The sequence below is a fragment of the Flavobacterium sp. PL12 genome, from assembly GCF_039123485.1.
Classification (GTDB): Bacteria; Bacteroidota; Bacteroidia; order Flavobacteriales; family Flavobacteriaceae; genus Flavobacterium; species Flavobacterium weaverense.
Map to the genome: position 1 here is coordinate 1 of NZ_JBANDI010000029.1, position 16,451 is coordinate 16,451.

A 16,451-nucleotide genomic window follows, 5' to 3' on the forward strand; every position below is an offset into this window, starting at 1 on the left:
TTAGAGGAGTGAGAAACATAGAATTTTTCCTGTTTAGACTAACGAACATATATGCCTAATTTTTGCTACTCCACAGGTTTTCGTTATGATCCCTTTATTTTAAGTCCAGGTCGATAACACTTTTGATAATCAAGCTTTGATTAAAGTATAGACGATTTATCTTTTTGCTTGAAAATAATTCACAAACTAAATTTTTATCTTTAATGTGGTCAAGACGCCATTAACTTCCGCTTTAAAAATAAAATCCCGAAATTAAAAAGTCAAAGCACGCTTTGTTTTTTAATTTCGGGATTTTGTTAATTCGTGACCACGGTGGGATTTGAACCCACACGCCCTTGCGAGCACCAGCCCCTCAAGCTGGCAAGTCTACCGTTTCTCCACGTGGCCTAAAAGTAAAAAAGGTCATTCGCATAGCGAACGACCTTTTGTGACCCGACTGGGGCTCGAACCCAGGACCCCATCATTAAAAGTGATGTGCTCTACCAACTGAGCTATCGAGTCAATGCTTTCAAGAAAATTATTTGTTGATCACTAAAATTGTGACCCGACTGGGGCTCGAACCCAGGACCCCATCATTAAAAGTGATGTGCTCTACCAACTGAGCTATCGAGTCATATTCTTTCCTTGAATGCGGGTGCAAATATAAGGACTTTATTTGGAGTTTTCCAAGCATTTTTATTATAAATTTGTCTTTTTTAAACAAAAATTCTCAACACCTTAATTTGTAAGGTTTTATTAAGATGAAAAAAATTATATTATTGGGTTATATGGGTTGTGGTAAGTCCACAATTGCAAATAAATTATCGCAAAGTCTAAAAATTCCATTCGTAGATTTGGATGAAAAAATTGAAGAAAAAGCAAATTTGTCTATAAATGAGATTTTCGATACTCGTGGCGAAATATACTTTAGAAAGTTAGAACATCAAGTTTTTGTCGAATTGTTAAACTCACCTGATAAACAAATAATTGGTTTAGGAGGAGGAACTCCATGTTATGCCAATAATCATGAATTATTAAACGGAGAAAATGTTGCTTCTATTTATTTGAAAGCTTCAATTGATACATTATTTAGAAGACTTTCTACCAATAAAAGCAAAAGACCCCTTATTTCACAAAAAAATGATGTGGAAATGAAGGAGTTTATTGCGACGCACCTTTTCGAAAGAAGTTATTATTACAATCAAGCACAATTTAAAGTGACTGTTGATGAAAAAACAATTGATCAGGTAGTTCTTGATATTGAATGCATCTTAGCTTAAATAAGCGTAGCTACTGCCGTCTTCATCAAATACAACTTGGACATGCTCAAATAACGACGTTGATAGAGAAATTCCTTTAAAGTCAGCTTTTACTGGATACTTTTTATGATTTCTATCTACTAGTACTGCAGTTTTGAATTTCTTTAATGGAACATCAATAAAATGACGTACAGCATATATTAATGTAGTTCCTGAATTAAGAACGTCATCAACTAAAATTAAACCTTTGTTCGCATAATCTTCTTTTGCTAACGAAGTTTGGATTTGTAACTGTGGATTCTGTTTATTGATTTGCACTTTGCAAATTGAAACTTTTATTGGAGAAATAGTTTCTAACATAGAAGCTATTTTTTCTGCGAAAATAAAGCCGTTATTGGCGATTCCTGCAATTACAATTTCTTCTTCATCAACAAACGTTTCATAGATTTGATACGCAATTCTTCTAATTTTATGTTCAATTTCCTGATTGGTTAGGATTATATCTTTGTTCATTATATGTATTGTAAGTTGTTATTAACAGATTGATAGATTTAAATATAATATCGGCTAAAGAATTAGCAAGCGATGCTAAATCAATCTTCTTCGTCTGTCTTTATTTCGTTGCCAAATTCATCGATATCTCTTCTATCTTTTTTTGTTGGTCTTCCTGTGCCATTTTTTCGATAATGTTCCTTCGATAATTTTAAGAGTTCTAAGTGTTGGTAGACTTCAGCTGGAGTATCATTCCTTCTATATATGTCAACAAGTTTTGCGCCCACACGGTTATCAGGAATGTCTAAAACCGTTATAATTTGGGTGATTTGATCTTTTCTAAATGTGATTTTATCAGTAGGAAATACCTCCTTTGAAGGTTTGGCAACTAGACCATTCACAGTCACGTGGTTCTTTTTACAGGCTTCGGTAACCATGTTTCGGGTTTTGTAATACCTCACACACCATAAATATTTATCTATTCTCATAAATTTTCTAAAATCGGAGTTAAATTGTTTACAAAAATCAATCAATATTGTATCTTGCGCACTTAAAAAAATTAGCTATAATGAACAAATTTAAGTATTATTTTATTCTATTAATTACAACCCTGTCTTTATTTTCATGTTCAAAGGATAATGACACAGCAGATATTACTCCACCAAGAGATTACGCAGAGCAATATGCAACTGATTTGAAAGATATTGAGGAATATTTGAATAATTATTATATCGAAGATGTTTCTGCAGACGCTGATACTAAAATAACAAAAATACCTAGTGGAGGAACTCAGCCTTCACTAATGTCATACTTAAATAAAACTACGTTCCCGAAGCTTTTATCTCGTGAGTTAAATTTTCATAACATTACTTATAAATTATATTATTTAGTGCTTAGAGAAGGAGTAGGGTTGTCACCAACTAATACTGACGGTGTTCTTACAGCATATAAAGGTGAGTATTTGTCGCGAACTAAAGTAGCTGAAGTTCAGAATTTAGGTGCAACTTTCTTCGAAGAGTCAAAAACACCACAGCAGTTTTTTTACTTGTATAACCCAAATGCTCCGCTTATAAAAGGATGGGAAGAGCTTTTTCCACAATTTAAAACTGGAACATACGTATCAAATGCTGACGGTACAGTTACTTACAGTAATTTTGGAGCTGGAGTATTATTCATTCCTTCAGGTCTAGCTTACTATAACGCAGGAAGTGCTACTATTCCAGCATATGCGCCTTTAGTTTTTAGTGTTAAATTATATGAAATAAACAGAGTAGATTCAGATGGCGATGGAATAATGGATTTTCAAGAAGATTTAAATGGTGATGGTTACATGCGCTTATTACCAGCAGGAGCAATTAATCCAGATGATACAGATGGTGATGGAATACCTGACTTTTTAGACACGGACGATGACGGAGATGGTGTAAGTACTAGAAAAGAGGTAACAGATGCAAATGGTAAACTAATACCGTTTGACTTAATTCCATCATGTGATGGAAATACAACAGATCCTACTAGGAAAAAAAGACACTTAGTTAAATGTAATTAAGGTTATAAAAAGCAAAAAAAAAATCCAGTTGGTCAATGCCAACTGGATTTTTTTTTGTTCTAAATGGAAAGTATTATTTTCTTTTCATCACTCTTTCTACAGCTTCAACAATAGCTTGATTGTTTAGTTTGTACTTATCCATTAACTGTTCTGGTGTTCCAGACTCTCCAAAACTATCATTTACAGCCACAAACTCTTGAGGAGCTGGATCGTTTAAAGCAAGAACTCTAGAAATGCTTTCGCCGAGTCCTCCTAATATATTATGTTCTTCAGCAGTAACGATACATTTTGTTTTTGCCAAAGATTTTAAAATAGCTTCTTCGTCTAATGGTTTAATAGTATGAATGTTAATTACTTCAGCAGAAATACCTTGCGCCTCTAAAGCTTCAGCTGCAATTAAAGCTTCCCATACTAAATGTCCTGTTGCTACAATAGTTACATCAGTTCCTTCAGTTAAAACAATTGCTTTACCAATTTCGAATGGTTCGTCAGCTGGCATGAAGTTAGGAACTACCGGACGACCAAAACGCAAATATACTGGACCTTTATGATCTGCAATTGCTAAAGTCGCTGCTTTAGTTTGATTATAATCACAGGTGTTGATTACAGTCATTCCTGGTAACATTTTCATCAAACCAATATCTTCAAGGATTTGGTGAGTTGCACCATCTTCTCCTAAAGTTAATCCGGCGTGCGATGCACAAATTTTTACATTTTTTTCAGAATAAGCAACTGACTGACGGATTTGATCATAAACTCTTCCAGTAGAAAAGTTTGCAAAAGTTCCCGTAAAAGGAATTTTTCCACCAATAGTTAATCCTGCTGCGATTCCAATCATATTTGCTTCAGCAATTCCAATTTGGAAAAAACGCTCTGGATGATTTTTCTTGAAATCATCAAATTTTAATGATCCAATTAAATCAGCACAAAGTGCGACAACATTTTCGTTTTTTTGACCTAATTCTGTCATTCCCGCTCCAAAACCTGAACGAGTATCTTTACTTCCTGTATTTGTATATTTTTTCATTTTCTAATTTAGATTTTTAGCAGCATTCAAATGAACACTAATTACTTAGTGGAAGAGTACTTCCTAGTAGTCTGAATTGCCTCCAGCATTATAGTTTTGAGCTAATCCAATTTCTAACTGTGTATCATTTGGTGCTTTACCATGCCAAGCATGAGTATTCATCATGAAATCTACTCCATTACCCATTTCAGTATGCAACAATACACAAACTGGTTTTCCTTTTCCTGTTCGTGACTTTGCATCATTCATCCCAGCAATAATAGCTTCGATATCATTACCTTTTTCGATTTCTAAAACATCCCAATCAAAAGCTTCAAATTTTGCTCTAATGCTTCCCATTGCTAGAACTTCGTCAGTAGGACCATCAATTTGTTTTCCGTTTAAATCGATTGTAGCAATTAAGTTGTCTACATTCTTAGCAGAAGCATACATAATTGCTTCCCAGTTTTGACCTTCTTGCAATTCACCGTCACCATGTAACGTGTAAATGATGTGTTTATCACCGTTTAGTTTTTTAGCTTGAGCAGCTCCAATACCAACAGATAAACCTTGACCAAGAGAGCCTGAAGCCATTCTTATTCCTGGTAAACTATCATGAGTAGTAGGATGTCCTTGTAATCTTGAATTAATCAAACGGAAAGTCGACAATTCAGAAACTGGAAAATATCCTGTTCTAGCTAATACGCTATAAAACACAGGAGAAATGTGACCATTAGAAAGGAAGAAAATATCTTCTCCTATTCCGTCCATCTCAAAACCTTCTTTACGTTCCATTATATTTTGGTATAAGGCTACAAGAAATTCAGTACAACCTAGAGAACCACCTGGATGACCTGAGTTTACTGCGTGTACCATTCGAAGAATATCTCTTCGCACTTGGATAGTTAAATCGTTTAATTGTTGTGTGTTTGGTTTCATTTGTGTGTTAAAAATTAGACTTGGCAAAGATAAACAGATATTTTGATTTATGGATATTTCCATTTTTTGATTTATCAATAGTTATCAAGGATTTCCAACTTTTTGAACAATATTATTTTCTGCAAGAACTGAGTATTTAGTACCTTGCCAAAATGTTCCAACAATTATTCGATAGCATTCAAGAAAAAGTAACTCTTACTCCAGCAGAAAAGGAGATTTGCAAAACTTTTTTTATTCCTAAAAAGTTGCGTAAAAAGCAGACCTTATTGCAGGAAGGTGACATTTGCATTCATAATGCATTTGTGGAGAAAGGTATTATGCGTTCTTTTTTTACTGACGAAAAAGGAAATGAACATATCGTTCAATTTGCAATCGAAGGTTGGTGGATTACTGATTTGTCTAGTTTTTTAACTAAAAGTAATTCGATTTATACTATTGAAGCGCTTGAGGATTGTGAACTCCTACTATTAACCATGGAAGCGAGAGAGAACTTAATTGATATAATCCCAATGTTTGAACGATATCAGCGACTACTATTACAAAACGCTTACATTGCTAATCAAGCTAGGATTAATTCAGCGCTTACTGAGACAGCCGAAGAAAAATACATTAAAGTTGGTTTAGCCTATCCAGGAATAATCAAACGTGTTCCTCAACACATGATTGCTTCGTACTTGGGTTTGAAACCAGAAACATTGAGTAGAGTTAGGAAACAAATTAGCAATCGCATTTAATTTCTGTGTTGACCTAAATCAACAGAATTTCTTGTTTTACATCAACAACAATTGCACTGCTGTAGCCTTAAATTTGTCTTGTAAATAAAAGTCAATGTCACTTAAGAAAACATTTGCAGTAATCGGGCTTTCAAAATTTGGAATCCTTTCTGTATTGTCTAAAATTGGACAAAATAACAACGCGCTGATTTTTGATGCTACTTCATCTTTGTTTGATGATGTTTTTTCAAAAAGTAGAACTGCAGTTTCAAATTCAGAAGTTGAAATAGCCACTTGTCCAATTGATGCGAGTTGGGAAGCCGATATTATTGTAATTTCAGATTCTTTTGTTCGAAAAGCAGAATCCATAAAGAAAATCACGAAAGTTTCTACTGGTAAAACTGTTATTATCGTAGATGATAACGAGAAAAAAGAAGATAATTTCCAAAATTCGGAATCGCTACTATCTCTTTTTCCTTATTCGAATGTGAGAACTATCACTGAAGCAGAAATTGAGAATTTTGATTTTTTGTTAGCATGCTAATATGATTCTTGATTGAAGTGAGAACAAACTTTTATACACAAACAGGTTAAATTTTTATCAATATAATTTCTAAAATCAATACTTTTTAATTAAAAAAAACATGAGCAAATCAATTTTATTTCAGCCCTACACTCTAGGAGATATAGTTTTAAACAATAGAGTAGTAATGGCACCGATGACCAGAAGCCGTTCTAATAATGAAGGAAATGTTGCGACGGCCTTAACTGCTAAATATTATGAGCAAAGAGCTACCGCAGGTCTAATAATTACAGAAGGAACTTTTGTGAGCAGTAAAGCAGTTGGTTTTATAAATGTCCCAGGAATTTACAGCGAAGCACAAATAGAAGGTTGGAAGTTAGTTACAAAAGCGGTGCATGATAAAGGAGGAAAAATATATGCTCAACTTTGGCACACAGGAAGATTATCGCATCCTGATTTACATGCGGGTGAATTACCTCATGCTCCTTCAGCTTTAAATCCTTTTGCAAAAGCATATACCAACGATGGTTTTGTGGATACCGTCGTTCCAAAAGAAATGACGATTGAAGATATTAATCAAACTGTTTTAGATTTTACAAATGGAGCTAAAAACGCATTAGCTGCAGGTTTTGATGGTGTGGAGTTGCATGCTGCAAACGGATATCTATTACAGCAATTTTTTAATGGTTACTCTAACCATCGCAAAGACGAATATGGTGGTTCTATTAAAAATAAATCCCGTATCTTATTTGATGTTTTAGATGCTTTTAAAGGAGTAATTGACTACTCTAAAGTTGGAGTTCGTTTAAATCCAAGTTTGCATAATGCTCAAGGAATGATGCTTGATAAAGATACTATCCCGACACACGAATATATTGTAAAACGCTTGAACGATTACGGATTAGCTTATATTCATTTAACAGAGCCTTTTACGCCAGTAGATGATATTCCTTTTGCTGTAACAGAAGTTGCAAAACATTTTAGGCCTTTATATAATGGTACATTAATCATTAATAAAAGTTTCACAAAGGAGACTGGAATCAAAGTTATTGAAGATGGTTATGCTGATTTAGTAGCTTATGGAGTACCATTTATTGCTAATCCAGATTTAGTGGCGCGTTTTGCAGCAGATGCTCCTTTGAATGCTCCCGATCAAGCAACTTTTTACACGCCTACGGAGAAAGGTTATACTGATTATCCATCCATGACAAAATAAACATTATTTTAAGAATTACATTTTATAAACAAGCCCGCTTAACGCGGGCTTATTACTTTTTAATACAAAACAAATCGAGAAGAAGAGCATATTTAATAGCGCTCGATTTCTAATTTTATCGAAGTTTGTTATTTAGGCTGCTCCATCCTCCACCATTGTAAACGGAAGTGTAGCCATTTGATTTTAAAATTCCTTTTGCTGATGCACTTCTCATTCCTGAGGCGCAACACGTAATAATTGCTTTATTTTTATCTTTTAGTTTACCCAAATTACTACTTAAAGTATCAAGAGGTATATTTATCGAGCCGTTAACATGTCCGCCTGAATATTCTCCTTTACTACGAACATCAACTATTATAGCTCCTTGTTTCACTAATTCAGCATAATTTGTACTTGTTCCAAAACCAAATAATTTTTTAATTGCGTCTATCATTTTTTTTAGTTTGTTTGTGATTGATAGTAATTTACATCTAACCAAGAACCACCATTGTAACAGTCGATTCCTTTTTGAGAAAGATAGTGCTGCGCTTGTCCGCTTCTATTTCCTGATGCGCAACATAGAATTAAAGGTGATTTTAGATTCTCTATTTCTTCCATTCTTTCTTGTAATTCTCCTAATGGAATATTAATGGAGTCTGCAACGTGACCGCCCATAAACTCTTCATGTGTGCGAACGTCGACAATCGTACAGGCTTTTTCTTTTATCAAATTTTCTATTTTCATATTTTTTTAAATTACCGTTTTTATAATTATGAATGATTGCTTTAAACTCACAATGTTAATTTATTTATTACAAAAGTAATGCAACTAAGAGTATTCGAGGGTAACTTTTGTTACACAAGAGAATTTTATTTAAATTTTTAATTGAAAAAAAATATGGTGACTTGAAGTTAAGGTTTTCTTGAACAAACGTTTCGAAGAATCTTTTAGTAATAAAGAAAATATGATTTTTATACTCCACGATTGCTTTAGATTAACAAATCATAAATCGCAGTTAAATTCCATTTTAGACGGCTCTTCTGGTATGCGTAAATGGAATAATATAAATTTTTTAATAGTATATTCGTAAAAAAAAATATGCGTTTTACTTTTTATATTTTCATTTTAGCGATGCCTTTTCTATTTTTAAATTGTAGTTCAAAAAAAAATTCGAATGTTTCCTACATGGAAAATAGCGCAAAAGATAGTCCAAATGCGCCTAAAATGAATGTTTTTACATCTCGTAAGTCCATTACTAAACTAGCTCCCGTTCTAATTTTTATTCATGGCGGAAATTGGAATAGTGGAAGAAAAGGAACTTACGATTTGTTGGGTAGAAACTTTGCCAGTGACGGAATAGTAACTGTGATTCCAGATTACACTTTAAGTCCAGATGCGAGTTATGATGTGATGACTAAGCAAATAGCTGCCGTTATTAAATGGGTTCAGAAAAATATTAGTGAATATAATGGTGATCCAAATCAAATTTTTATAACTGGTCATTCTGCAGGAGGACATCTGGGAGCGCTAGCTGTGATGAATCCAAAATATGGAATTGATCCTAAAACTATTGCTGGGATTATTTTAAATGATGCCGCTGGATTAGATATGAAAAACTATTTAGAGGGAAATCCGCCTACTGTAAAAGATGATTATTTGGCAACATGGACTTCTGATCCAGTAAAATGGAAAGACGCTTCTCCAATTTATTTTTTAAATAAGAACACACCGCCTTTCCTAATTTATGTTGGTGATAAAACCTATAATTCTATAAAAGTTGCAAATAGCCGTTTTTTAAATGCGTTGAAACCATTTCAGCCTGAGGTTCAAACAATTCGTTTAAATAAAAGACATGTGCCAATGGTGCTACAATACTTCAATCCTTGGAGTGATCGATTTGATGAAACTATTTCTTTCATAAAAGCTCAAAAAAAATAAAAGAATAATTGTCGATTATTGAAAGCTGTTTTACGATTTTGGATTAAGCTTTTACGAAATTTATGATAGATTATTTCTTCAATCTAGAGTCTACACTATATTTTCCACTTCCGAGTAAAAATAGGGCAAAGTAGCCGAACAAGTAAATCAATGCTAATTCTTTAGTTCCTAAGGGATCATTTATGTGAACAATAAATGCAGCAACTACCATAGTCGTAATTAAAGGAATTAATGCTAGTCTTGTTGAAAATCCAATGATTATCAATATCGAGCAGATAACCTCTGCGAAGACAGCTAAAAATAATGATGCAGGGCTCCCAATACCAAGCGGGTCGCCAAATTCCATATTTCCATTTATCAATTTCATCATTTTTGGAATACCGTGACTTAACATTAACAGACCTAAAGAGAATCTTAATAAAAGTGAAGCAATATGAGTGGCGTTGGTAGACCAAGAAGTAGGAGAGAACAGTTTATTACGCATGATAAGATTTTATATTTTTTTCGAAACAAACATAAGAATAATTTTGATTCAGGTGCTGTTAGATAATATTGTTTTTATTTCATCGTTTGAATTTATAAATGCCATTTTAACACATGATGAAATAATTTCGGAAGTTTGAATTCCATTGATAGATGAGATAAGGCGACAAGGTATTCGTGTGAATTTTAGTGAAATTAATTCGATTATTAATTTTCGAAATAGAACGATTACAACTAAATCCCAAATCTTAATTAAATTTTCTGTTATGTAATTTTCAAATTGTTGAATTAACCTATCTTTGCGCACCCGAATGGTCGGGAAAAAAGAGAATTTATTATAAAATTTGTTAGTAGTCCTTACATAGAAAGGTAACTGCTCGCTGATTAATTCTTTTTATAATGAAACAATTTGAGAGATAGATGAAATTTGATTTATTGAAAACAGACCCGTTATCAAAAGCTAGAGCGGGAACTATTACTACTGATCACGGTGTTATTGAAACGCCTATTTTTATGCCTGTAGGAACTGTTGCTTCTGTAAAAGGAGTGCACCAAAGGGAATTAAAAGAAGATATAAATCCAGATATTATATTAGGAAATACGTACCATTTATATTTGCGTCCGCAAACTGAAATTCTTGAAAAAGCGGGTGGACTGCATAAATTCATGAACTGGGATCGTAATATTTTAACTGATTCTGGTGGATACCAAGTATATTCGCTTTCAGCAAATAGAAAAATCAAGGAAGAAGGAGTGAAGTTTAAGTCACATATTGATGGCTCTTATCATTTTTTTACTCCTGAAAATGTTATGGAAATTCAGCGTACTATTGGTGCTGATATTATCATGGCTTTTGATGAATGCACACCATATCCTTGCGATTATCGTTATGCACAACGCTCTATGCATATGACGCATCGTTGGTTAGATCGTTGTATCAATCATTTGGATAAAGTTCCCGTAAAATATGGTTATGACCAAGCATTTTTCCCTATAATTCAAGGAAGTACTTATAAAGATTTACGCCGTCAATCAGCAGAATACATTGCAAATTCAAATCAAGTAGGAAATGCAATTGGTGGATTGTCTGTTGGAGAACCAGCAGAGGAAATGTACGCCATGACTGAGGTGGTTTGCGAAATTCTACCAGAAGACAAACCGCGTTATCTAATGGGAGTGGGAACTCCTATCAATATTCTTGAAAATATTGCTTTAGGAATTGATATGTTTGATTGTGTTATGCCAACGCGTAATGCTAGAAACGGAATGCTTTTTACAGCTAACGGAACCATAAATATCAAAAATAAGAAATGGGAAGCTGATTTCTCTCCAATTGACGAAATGGGAATGACATTCGTTGATACGGAATATACGAAAGCATATTTAAGACACTTGTTTGCTGCTAATGAATACTTAGGTAAGCAAATTGCAACTATTCATAATCTTGGTTTTTATATGTGGTTGGTTCGTGAAGCTAGAAAACATATATTAGCGGGTGATTTCAAGCCTTGGAAAGAAATGATGGTTAAAAATATGAATCAGCGATTATAATATATTTGAGTCAGGTTTTAGATTTCTACTTAACGAAATCTAAAACCTGAAACTTTAAACTTGGTGCAAAATATGCTTACAATAATTGATAAATACATCCTAAAGAGATATTTAGCCACATTTGTGGTGATGTTATTGTTGTTTATTCCCATTGGAATTGTAGTTGATGTTGCTGAAAAGATTAATAAAATTCTTGAGAATAAAGTGCCAATCATGGAGGTTGCATTTTATTATTACAACTTCACCGTTTATTTTGCGAGTTCACTTTTTCCTATATTTTTATTTTTATCGGTGATTTGGTTTACTTCAAAACTGGCAAATGATACTGAGATAATTGCTATTTTAAGTTCAGGAATTTCGTTCACTCGCTTTTTAAGGCCTTATATTATAGGTGCTTCAATTGTTTCTATTTTTGTTTTACTAATGGGATTTTTTGTAGTTCCAGCTGCTAGTGAGGGATTTAACAATTTTAGATACACTTATTTAAAAGGAGGAGGCAAGGAAGCCATGCGAGGGAATAGCACTGATGTGTATCGCCAAATCAGTGATGACGAATTTATCTACGTCAATAGCTTTAATACAGAATCTAAAACGGCTTTTAATTTTTCATTAGAGAAATTTAAAAAACAAAAATTAGTTCATAAAATTACGGCTAGTAGAATAAAGTGGAATCCGAAAGAGAAAAATTATACTATGTATGATTATTCAAAAAGAACGGTTGGTGAGTTTGACGATAAAATCGAAAAGGCAGCTGAGAAAAAAGCAGTCTTTAATTTTGACTTGGAAGATTTAACTCCTGTAGTCTACATAGCTGAAACTTTAAGTTTAGGAAAACTAAACGCCTTTATAAAAAAGGAAAGAGAACGCGGCTCGTCTAATATCAATGTTTACCTAGTTGTTTTATATAAAAAATATAGTGTACCTATTTCTGCGTTTATACTAACAATTATCGCGGTGGCGGTTTCTTCGATGAAAAGAAGAGGAGGAATGGGAACAAATCTTGCAATTGGAATTGCACTGGCTTTTGCCTTTGTATTCTTTGATAAAATATTTGGTGTACTTGCTGAAAAATCAAGTATACCACCGATGTTAGCCGTGTGGTTACCAAATATTGCCTTTGGAATTTTAGCTATTTATTTATTACGAAATGCAAAACGATAACTTAAAAAGTTACATAAACCTCCATCTAATTGTTTTTATTTGGGGTTTCACGGCCATTTTAGGCGCTTTAATTACAATTAATGCAGATGCTTTGGTTTGGTATCGAATGATTTTTGCAGCTGTTTTTCTAGGTGCATTTTTGGTTTACAAAAAGAAACCTTTTAGAATTCCATTAAAATCATTTCTTAAATTGATTTTTGTTGGACTTTTAATTGCGCTGCACTGGATCTTTTTTTTCAAAGCAATTCATGTCTCAAACGTCTCCATAACATTATCGGTTTTTTCATTAGGTGCTTTTTTCGCTTCCATTTTAGAACCACTTTTTTATGGTCGAAAGGTTTTATGGTATGAAGTATTTTTCGGATTGATTATTATTGCAGGATTAGCATTGATCATGAAAGTCGAAATAAATTATCTTGATGGAATGTTATATGCTCTAGCAGCAATTATACTTGGAGTTTTGTTCACGCTAATGAATGGAAAATTAATAGCAGATCACGATCCATCAGTGATTTCATTCTACGAATTTTTATCAGGTGCTTTTTTTATATCAGTTTACTTCCTGTTTCAGCAAAAATTCACTTTTGATTTCTTTGTGTTAACGACTAATAACTGGATATTGATATTGGTTTTAGCATCTGTTTGTACCGCTTATGCCTTTACAGCATCGGTAAAAGTAATGCAGAAATTGACGCCTTACACGGTAATGTTAACTACAAACCTAGAACCAGTGTACGGCATTATATTGGCTTATTTTATTCTTGGAGGAAAAGAAAAAATGAGTTTTGAGTTTTATATTGGTGCCATAATTATAGTTCTGACTGTTATACTAAATGGTGTTATTAAACAATATCAAAAGGGAAAATTAAAGAAAGATATGAGCACTTTGTAGAATTCATTTTTTACATTTTAATATACAAATAGCCATTTTGACCGATTAAAAATTTTATATTTGCCAATCGAAATAAAATAAAAACGCAAAAATCCTATGGAATATTTAGATTTTGAGCTTCCAATAAAAGAACTAGAAGAGCAGTTAGATAAATGTCTTATAATCGGACAGGAATCAGATGTTGATGTAACAAATACTTGCAAGCAAATCAACAAAAAACTAGAAGAAACCAAAAGAAGTATATATAAAAACTTGACTGCTTGGCAGCGAGTTCAATTATCAAGGCATCCTAGTCGTCCATATACAATGGATCATGTACGTGCTTTGTGTGGTGATACATTCTTAGAGCTTTTTGGAGACAGAGGTTTTAAAGATGATAAAGCCATGATAGGTGGTTTAGGAAAAATTGATGGACAGTCATTTATGATTGTTGGTCAACAAAAAGGTTTTAATACTAAAACGCGACAGTTCCGTAATTTTGGTATGGCAAATCCAGAAGGCTATAGAAAAGCCTTAAGATTAATGAAGATGGCAGAGAAATTTGGTATTCCTGTATTAACATTAATTGATACTCCGGGAGCTTATCCAGGATTAGAAGCTGAAGAGCGTGGTCAAGGAGAAGCAATTGCTAGGAATATATTTGAAATGGTTCGTTTAAAAGTACCGATCATTACTGTCATAGTAGGTGAAGGTGCTTCTGGTGGAGCATTAGGAATAGGTGTTGGCGATAAAGTTTATATGATGGAAAACACTTGGTATTCTGTTATATCTCCAGAATCTTGCTCTTCAATTTTATGGAAAAGCTGGGAATATAAGGAGCAAGCTGCTGAAGCATTGAAACTGACTTCTGCAGATATGAAAAAACAAAAATTAGTTGACGATATCATTCCAGAACCTTTAGGTGGAGCTCACTATGATAGAGAAACTGCTTTTAAGACTGTTGAGCAATATATAATGAAAGGGTATAATGAGTTGAAAGACTTATCAACAGAAAAATTAATCGCTAAGCGAATGGAGAAATACTGTGATATGGGTGTTTACAGAGAGTAAATAACTCGAATTAAATATATAATCCGTCTCGTTTGCAAATGAGACGGATTTTTTTTGGGTTATGAACAAAAAATAGTTGGTTATCAACAATTATTAGTAATAACTCTACGGCTATCTTTTTTTAATTTTTGTTACTTTCGCTCTATGGAAAACTTTAGAAATATCAGTCCAGTTAAGGTTGATAAAACAACTATAATAAGCCTTGAAAAAGGAAAATTGCAACCGCAAGTTCTTGATTTAGAAGAAGCTGTGTTGGGTGCAATGATGATTGACAAAAAAGGAGTTGATGATGTAATTGACATCTTACAGCCCGACGCTTTCTATAAAGAAGCACACAAACATATCTTTGAAGCTATCGTTCAGTTGTTTACGGAGACGCAACCTATTGACTTATTAACCGTTTCGGCACAACTAAAGAAAAATGCCAAATTAGAACTAGCAGGTGGTGATTTTTACCTAATTCAGCTTACGCAAAAGATATCCTCTTCAGCACATATTGAATTTCACTCGAGAATTATTCTTCAAAAATTTATACAACGTAGTTTGATTCGGATTTCAACAGAAATCATCGAAGATTCTTACGATGAAACTACAGATGTTTTTGATTTACTAGACCGTGCAGAAACAAAACTATACGAAGTAACGCAAGGAAATATAAAACGTAGTTCTGAAACAGCTCAAAGTTTAGTTTTGCAGGCTAAAAAACGTATTGAGGAAATTGCAGGACAAGAAGGATTGAGTGGTGTAGCTACTGGATTTGATAAATTAGACAAGATAACTTCGGGTTGGCAACCAAGCGATTTAATTATTATTGCTGCGAGACCAGCAATGGGGAAAACAGCTTTTGTCTTATCGATGGCAAGAAATATGGCAATCGATTATGGTATGCCTGTCGCATTATTTTCGCTTGAGATGGCATCTGTCCAATTAATTACTCGTTTGATTTCATCAGAAACAGGTTTGTCATCAGAGAAACTGCGTACTGGTAAATTAGAAAAGCACGAATGGGAACAATTAAGTACCAAAGTTAAAAATTTAGAAAAAGCACCTCTTTATATTGATGATACTCCATCTTTATCAATTTTTGATTTACGTGCAAAAGCGCGAAGATTAGTTTCGCAGCATGGAATAAGGATCATTATTGTTGATTATTTGCAATTGATGACCGCTGGAGGAAACGGAAAAGGTGGTGGAAATAGAGAGCAAGAGATATCAACAATTTCTAGAAACTTAAAAGCTTTAGCAAAAGAACTGAATGTGCCAGTAATTGCGCTGTCTCAGCTGTCGCGTGCCGTTGAAACTCGTGGATCTAGTAAAAGACCCTTGCTATCAGATTTACGTGAATCTGGAGCGATTGAGCAGGATGCAGATATCGTTTCTTTTTTATATCGTCCTGAATATTACAAAATTGATGAGTGGGATGATGACGAAGCTTCTCCTACTGCAGGTCAAGCCGAAATTATGATTGCAAAACACCGTAACGGTAGTATTGAAAATGTAAGATTGAAATTTATTGGACATTTAGGAAAGTTTGATAATCTCGAAGATCACAGCGGTAATTATGATGATTTACCTTCAAGTATGAATCAGGATGACAATCCTTTTATAACTAAAAACTTACCATCGCCAAATGAAGCCTTTGGAAGTAATTTTAATGATCCAGAAGATGATAGTGATGTTCCTTTTTAAGGGATACCACAGAATTTATCGAATCCGTTTTC

18 protein-coding genes and 3 tRNA genes are annotated in these 16,451 nt (G+C 33.5%); 11 read left to right on the plus strand and 10 right to left on the minus strand.

Annotated elements, in window-relative coordinates:
- Window positions 1–304: 304 nt before the first annotated feature.
- The 3 genes from RCH19_RS12750 to RCH19_RS12760 all read right to left on the minus strand — a co-directional run bounded on the left by RCH19_RS12750 (window position 305) and on the right by RCH19_RS12760 (window position 613).
- Window positions 305–387 (minus strand) — tRNA-Leu (locus tag RCH19_RS12750).
- A gap of 41 nt (window positions 388–428) precedes the next feature.
- Window positions 429–501 (minus strand) — tRNA-Lys (locus tag RCH19_RS12755).
- Between the two features lie 39 nt (window positions 502–540).
- Window positions 541–613, minus strand: a tRNA-Lys gene (locus tag RCH19_RS12760).
- Window positions 614–740: 127 nt separating this feature from the next.
- On the opposite strand from RCH19_RS12760, the gene RCH19_RS12765 reads away from it, so the two are divergent.
- Window positions 741–1,259, plus strand: coding sequence for a shikimate kinase (locus tag RCH19_RS12765; protein ID WP_121926070.1), 519 nt, complete (start codon window positions 741–743; stop codon window positions 1,257–1,259).
- On the opposite strand, the gene RCH19_RS12770 is transcribed toward RCH19_RS12765, so the two are convergent.
- Window positions 1,251–1,751, minus strand: a complete 501-nt coding sequence (locus tag RCH19_RS12770; protein WP_343023541.1) for a phosphoribosyltransferase family protein — start codon at window positions 1,749–1,751, stop codon at window positions 1,251–1,253. The genes RCH19_RS12765 and RCH19_RS12770 overlap by 9 nt on opposite strands.
- Before the next feature lie 80 nt (window positions 1,752–1,831).
- Window positions 1,832–2,218, minus strand: coding sequence for a S4 domain-containing protein (locus RCH19_RS12775; RefSeq protein WP_343023542.1), 387 nt, complete (start codon window positions 2,216–2,218; stop codon window positions 1,832–1,834).
- Between the two features lie 80 nt (window positions 2,219–2,298).
- Here RCH19_RS12775 and RCH19_RS12780 point away from each other — a divergent pair, with 80 nt between their 5' ends.
- Entirely contained in the window at window positions 2,299–3,279 is a 981-nt protein-coding gene (locus tag RCH19_RS12780; protein ID WP_343023543.1) for an FKBP-type peptidylprolyl isomerase, read from the plus strand.
- Between the two features lie 73 nt (window positions 3,280–3,352).
- Here the strand turns inward: RCH19_RS12780 and RCH19_RS12785 are convergent, their stop codons facing one another.
- Window positions 3,353–4,306 carry a transketolase C-terminal domain-containing protein gene (locus RCH19_RS12785; protein WP_343023544.1) on the minus strand — a complete coding sequence of 318 codons (954 nt, stop codon included), beginning with the start codon at window positions 4,304–4,306 and terminating at the stop codon, window positions 3,353–3,355.
- Window positions 4,307–4,369: 63 nt separating this feature from the next.
- Window positions 4,370–5,224, minus strand: a complete 855-nt coding sequence (locus RCH19_RS12790) for a transketolase (protein ID WP_343023573.1) — start codon at window positions 5,222–5,224, stop codon at window positions 4,370–4,372.
- A 152-nt stretch (window positions 5,225–5,376) separates the two neighbouring features.
- Between RCH19_RS12790 and RCH19_RS12795 the strand changes: the two genes are divergently transcribed.
- From RCH19_RS12795 to RCH19_RS12805, 3 genes are all read left to right on the plus strand, one after another.
- Window positions 5,377–5,958 carry a Crp/Fnr family transcriptional regulator gene (locus tag RCH19_RS12795; RefSeq protein ID WP_343023545.1) on the plus strand — a complete coding sequence of 194 codons (582 nt, stop codon included), beginning with the start codon at window positions 5,377–5,379 and terminating at the stop codon, window positions 5,956–5,958.
- Between the two features lie 94 nt (window positions 5,959–6,052).
- Complete coding sequence (locus tag RCH19_RS12800; RefSeq protein ID WP_343023546.1) at window positions 6,053–6,481, plus strand: hypothetical protein; 429 nt, start codon at window positions 6,053–6,055, stop codon at window positions 6,479–6,481.
- 100 nt (window positions 6,482–6,581) lie between these two features.
- Window positions 6,582–7,676 (plus strand): alkene reductase, encoded by a 1,095-nt coding sequence (locus RCH19_RS12805; protein ID WP_343023547.1) that lies wholly within the window; start codon window positions 6,582–6,584, stop codon window positions 7,674–7,676.
- A gap of 115 nt (window positions 7,677–7,791) precedes the next feature.
- Here RCH19_RS12805 and RCH19_RS12810 read toward each other — a convergent pair whose 3' ends face one another.
- Together RCH19_RS12810 and RCH19_RS12815 are read right to left on the minus strand one after the other, a co-directional pair.
- Window positions 7,792–8,109 carry a rhodanese-like domain-containing protein gene (locus tag RCH19_RS12810; RefSeq protein ID WP_343023548.1) on the minus strand — a complete coding sequence of 106 codons (318 nt, stop codon included), beginning with the start codon at window positions 8,107–8,109 and terminating at the stop codon, window positions 7,792–7,794.
- Between the two features lie 5 nt (window positions 8,110–8,114).
- Complete coding sequence (locus tag RCH19_RS12815) at window positions 8,115–8,399, minus strand: rhodanese-like domain-containing protein (RefSeq protein WP_343023549.1); 285 nt, start codon at window positions 8,397–8,399, stop codon at window positions 8,115–8,117.
- A 441-nt stretch (window positions 8,400–8,840) separates the two neighbouring features.
- Between RCH19_RS12815 and RCH19_RS12820 the strand changes: the two genes are divergently transcribed.
- Window positions 8,841–9,593 (plus strand): alpha/beta hydrolase, encoded by a 753-nt coding sequence (locus tag RCH19_RS12820; RefSeq protein WP_343023550.1) that lies wholly within the window; start codon window positions 8,841–8,843, stop codon window positions 9,591–9,593.
- A 70-nt stretch (window positions 9,594–9,663) separates the two neighbouring features.
- Here RCH19_RS12820 and RCH19_RS12825 read toward each other — a convergent pair whose 3' ends face one another.
- Window positions 9,664–10,077 (minus strand): DoxX family protein, encoded by a 414-nt coding sequence (locus tag RCH19_RS12825; protein WP_343023551.1) that lies wholly within the window; start codon window positions 10,075–10,077, stop codon window positions 9,664–9,666.
- 419 nt (window positions 10,078–10,496) lie between these two features.
- On the opposite strand from RCH19_RS12825, the gene tgt reads away from it, so the two are divergent.
- The 5 genes from tgt (at window position 10,497) to dnaB (ending at window position 16,419) form a co-directional block, all read left to right on the plus strand.
- Entirely contained in the window at window positions 10,497–11,627 is a 1,131-nt protein-coding gene (tgt, locus tag RCH19_RS12830; protein WP_121926081.1) for a tRNA guanosine(34) transglycosylase Tgt, read from the plus strand.
- A gap of 72 nt (window positions 11,628–11,699) precedes the next feature.
- Window positions 11,700–12,788 (plus strand): LptF/LptG family permease, encoded by a 1,089-nt coding sequence (locus RCH19_RS12835; RefSeq protein WP_343023552.1) that lies wholly within the window; start codon window positions 11,700–11,702, stop codon window positions 12,786–12,788.
- On the plus strand, window positions 12,775–13,680 hold the full coding sequence (locus RCH19_RS12840; protein ID WP_343023553.1) for a DMT family transporter: 906 nt from the start codon (window positions 12,775–12,777) through the stop codon (window positions 13,678–13,680). Before RCH19_RS12835 ends, RCH19_RS12840 begins: the two co-directional genes overlap by 14 nt.
- Window positions 13,681–13,776: 96 nt before the next feature.
- A complete protein-coding gene (locus tag RCH19_RS12845) occupies window positions 13,777–14,730 on the plus strand; it encodes an acetyl-CoA carboxylase carboxyltransferase subunit alpha (RefSeq protein ID WP_121926142.1) in 954 nt (317 codons plus the stop codon).
- Window positions 14,731–14,874: 144 nt separating this feature from the next.
- Complete coding sequence (gene dnaB / locus RCH19_RS12850) at window positions 14,875–16,419, plus strand: replicative DNA helicase (protein ID WP_343023554.1); 1,545 nt, start codon at window positions 14,875–14,877, stop codon at window positions 16,417–16,419.
- The last annotated feature ends 32 nt before the right edge of the window (window positions 16,420–16,451 follow it).

What these genes read in the sequence shown, in the direction of transcription:
- RCH19_RS12765 (WP_121926070.1), top strand. Translation starts at nt 741, where the DNA reads ATGAAAAAAATTATATTATTGGGTTATATGGGTTGTGGTAAGTCCACA.
- RCH19_RS12770 (WP_343023541.1), bottom strand. Translation starts at nt 1,751, where the DNA reads ATGAACAAAGATATAATCCTAACCAATCAGGAAATTGAACATAAAATT.
- RCH19_RS12775 (WP_343023542.1), bottom strand. Translation starts at nt 2,218, where the DNA reads ATGAGAATAGATAAATATTTATGGTGTGTGAGGTATTACAAAACCCGA.
- RCH19_RS12780 (WP_343023543.1), top strand. Translation starts at nt 2,299, where the DNA reads ATGAACAAATTTAAGTATTATTTTATTCTATTAATTACAACCCTGTCT.
- RCH19_RS12785 (WP_343023544.1), bottom strand. Translation starts at nt 4,306, where the DNA reads ATGAAAAAATATACAAATACAGGAAGTAAAGATACTCGTTCAGGTTTT.
- RCH19_RS12790 (WP_343023573.1), bottom strand. Translation starts at nt 5,224, where the DNA reads ATGAAACCAAACACACAACAATTAAACGATTTAACTATCCAAGTGCGA.
- RCH19_RS12795 (WP_343023545.1), top strand. Translation starts at nt 5,377, where the DNA reads ATGTTCCAACAATTATTCGATAGCATTCAAGAAAAAGTAACTCTTACT.
- RCH19_RS12800 (WP_343023546.1), top strand. Translation starts at nt 6,053, where the DNA reads ATGTCACTTAAGAAAACATTTGCAGTAATCGGGCTTTCAAAATTTGGA.
- RCH19_RS12805 (WP_343023547.1), top strand. Translation starts at nt 6,582, where the DNA reads ATGAGCAAATCAATTTTATTTCAGCCCTACACTCTAGGAGATATAGTT.
- RCH19_RS12810 (WP_343023548.1), bottom strand. Translation starts at nt 8,109, where the DNA reads ATGATAGACGCAATTAAAAAATTATTTGGTTTTGGAACAAGTACAAAT.
- RCH19_RS12815 (WP_343023549.1), bottom strand. Translation starts at nt 8,399, where the DNA reads ATGAAAATAGAAAATTTGATAAAAGAAAAAGCCTGTACGATTGTCGAC.
- RCH19_RS12820 (WP_343023550.1), top strand. Translation starts at nt 8,841, where the DNA reads ATGGAAAATAGCGCAAAAGATAGTCCAAATGCGCCTAAAATGAATGTT.
- RCH19_RS12825 (WP_343023551.1), bottom strand. Translation starts at nt 10,077, where the DNA reads ATGCGTAATAAACTGTTCTCTCCTACTTCTTGGTCTACCAACGCCACT.
- tgt (WP_121926081.1), top strand. Translation starts at nt 10,497, where the DNA reads ATGAAATTTGATTTATTGAAAACAGACCCGTTATCAAAAGCTAGAGCG.
- RCH19_RS12835 (WP_343023552.1), top strand. Translation starts at nt 11,700, where the DNA reads ATGCTTACAATAATTGATAAATACATCCTAAAGAGATATTTAGCCACA.
- RCH19_RS12840 (WP_343023553.1), top strand. Translation starts at nt 12,775, where the DNA reads ATGCAAAACGATAACTTAAAAAGTTACATAAACCTCCATCTAATTGTT.
- RCH19_RS12845 (WP_121926142.1), top strand. Translation starts at nt 13,777, where the DNA reads ATGGAATATTTAGATTTTGAGCTTCCAATAAAAGAACTAGAAGAGCAG.
- dnaB (WP_343023554.1), top strand. Translation starts at nt 14,875, where the DNA reads ATGGAAAACTTTAGAAATATCAGTCCAGTTAAGGTTGATAAAACAACT.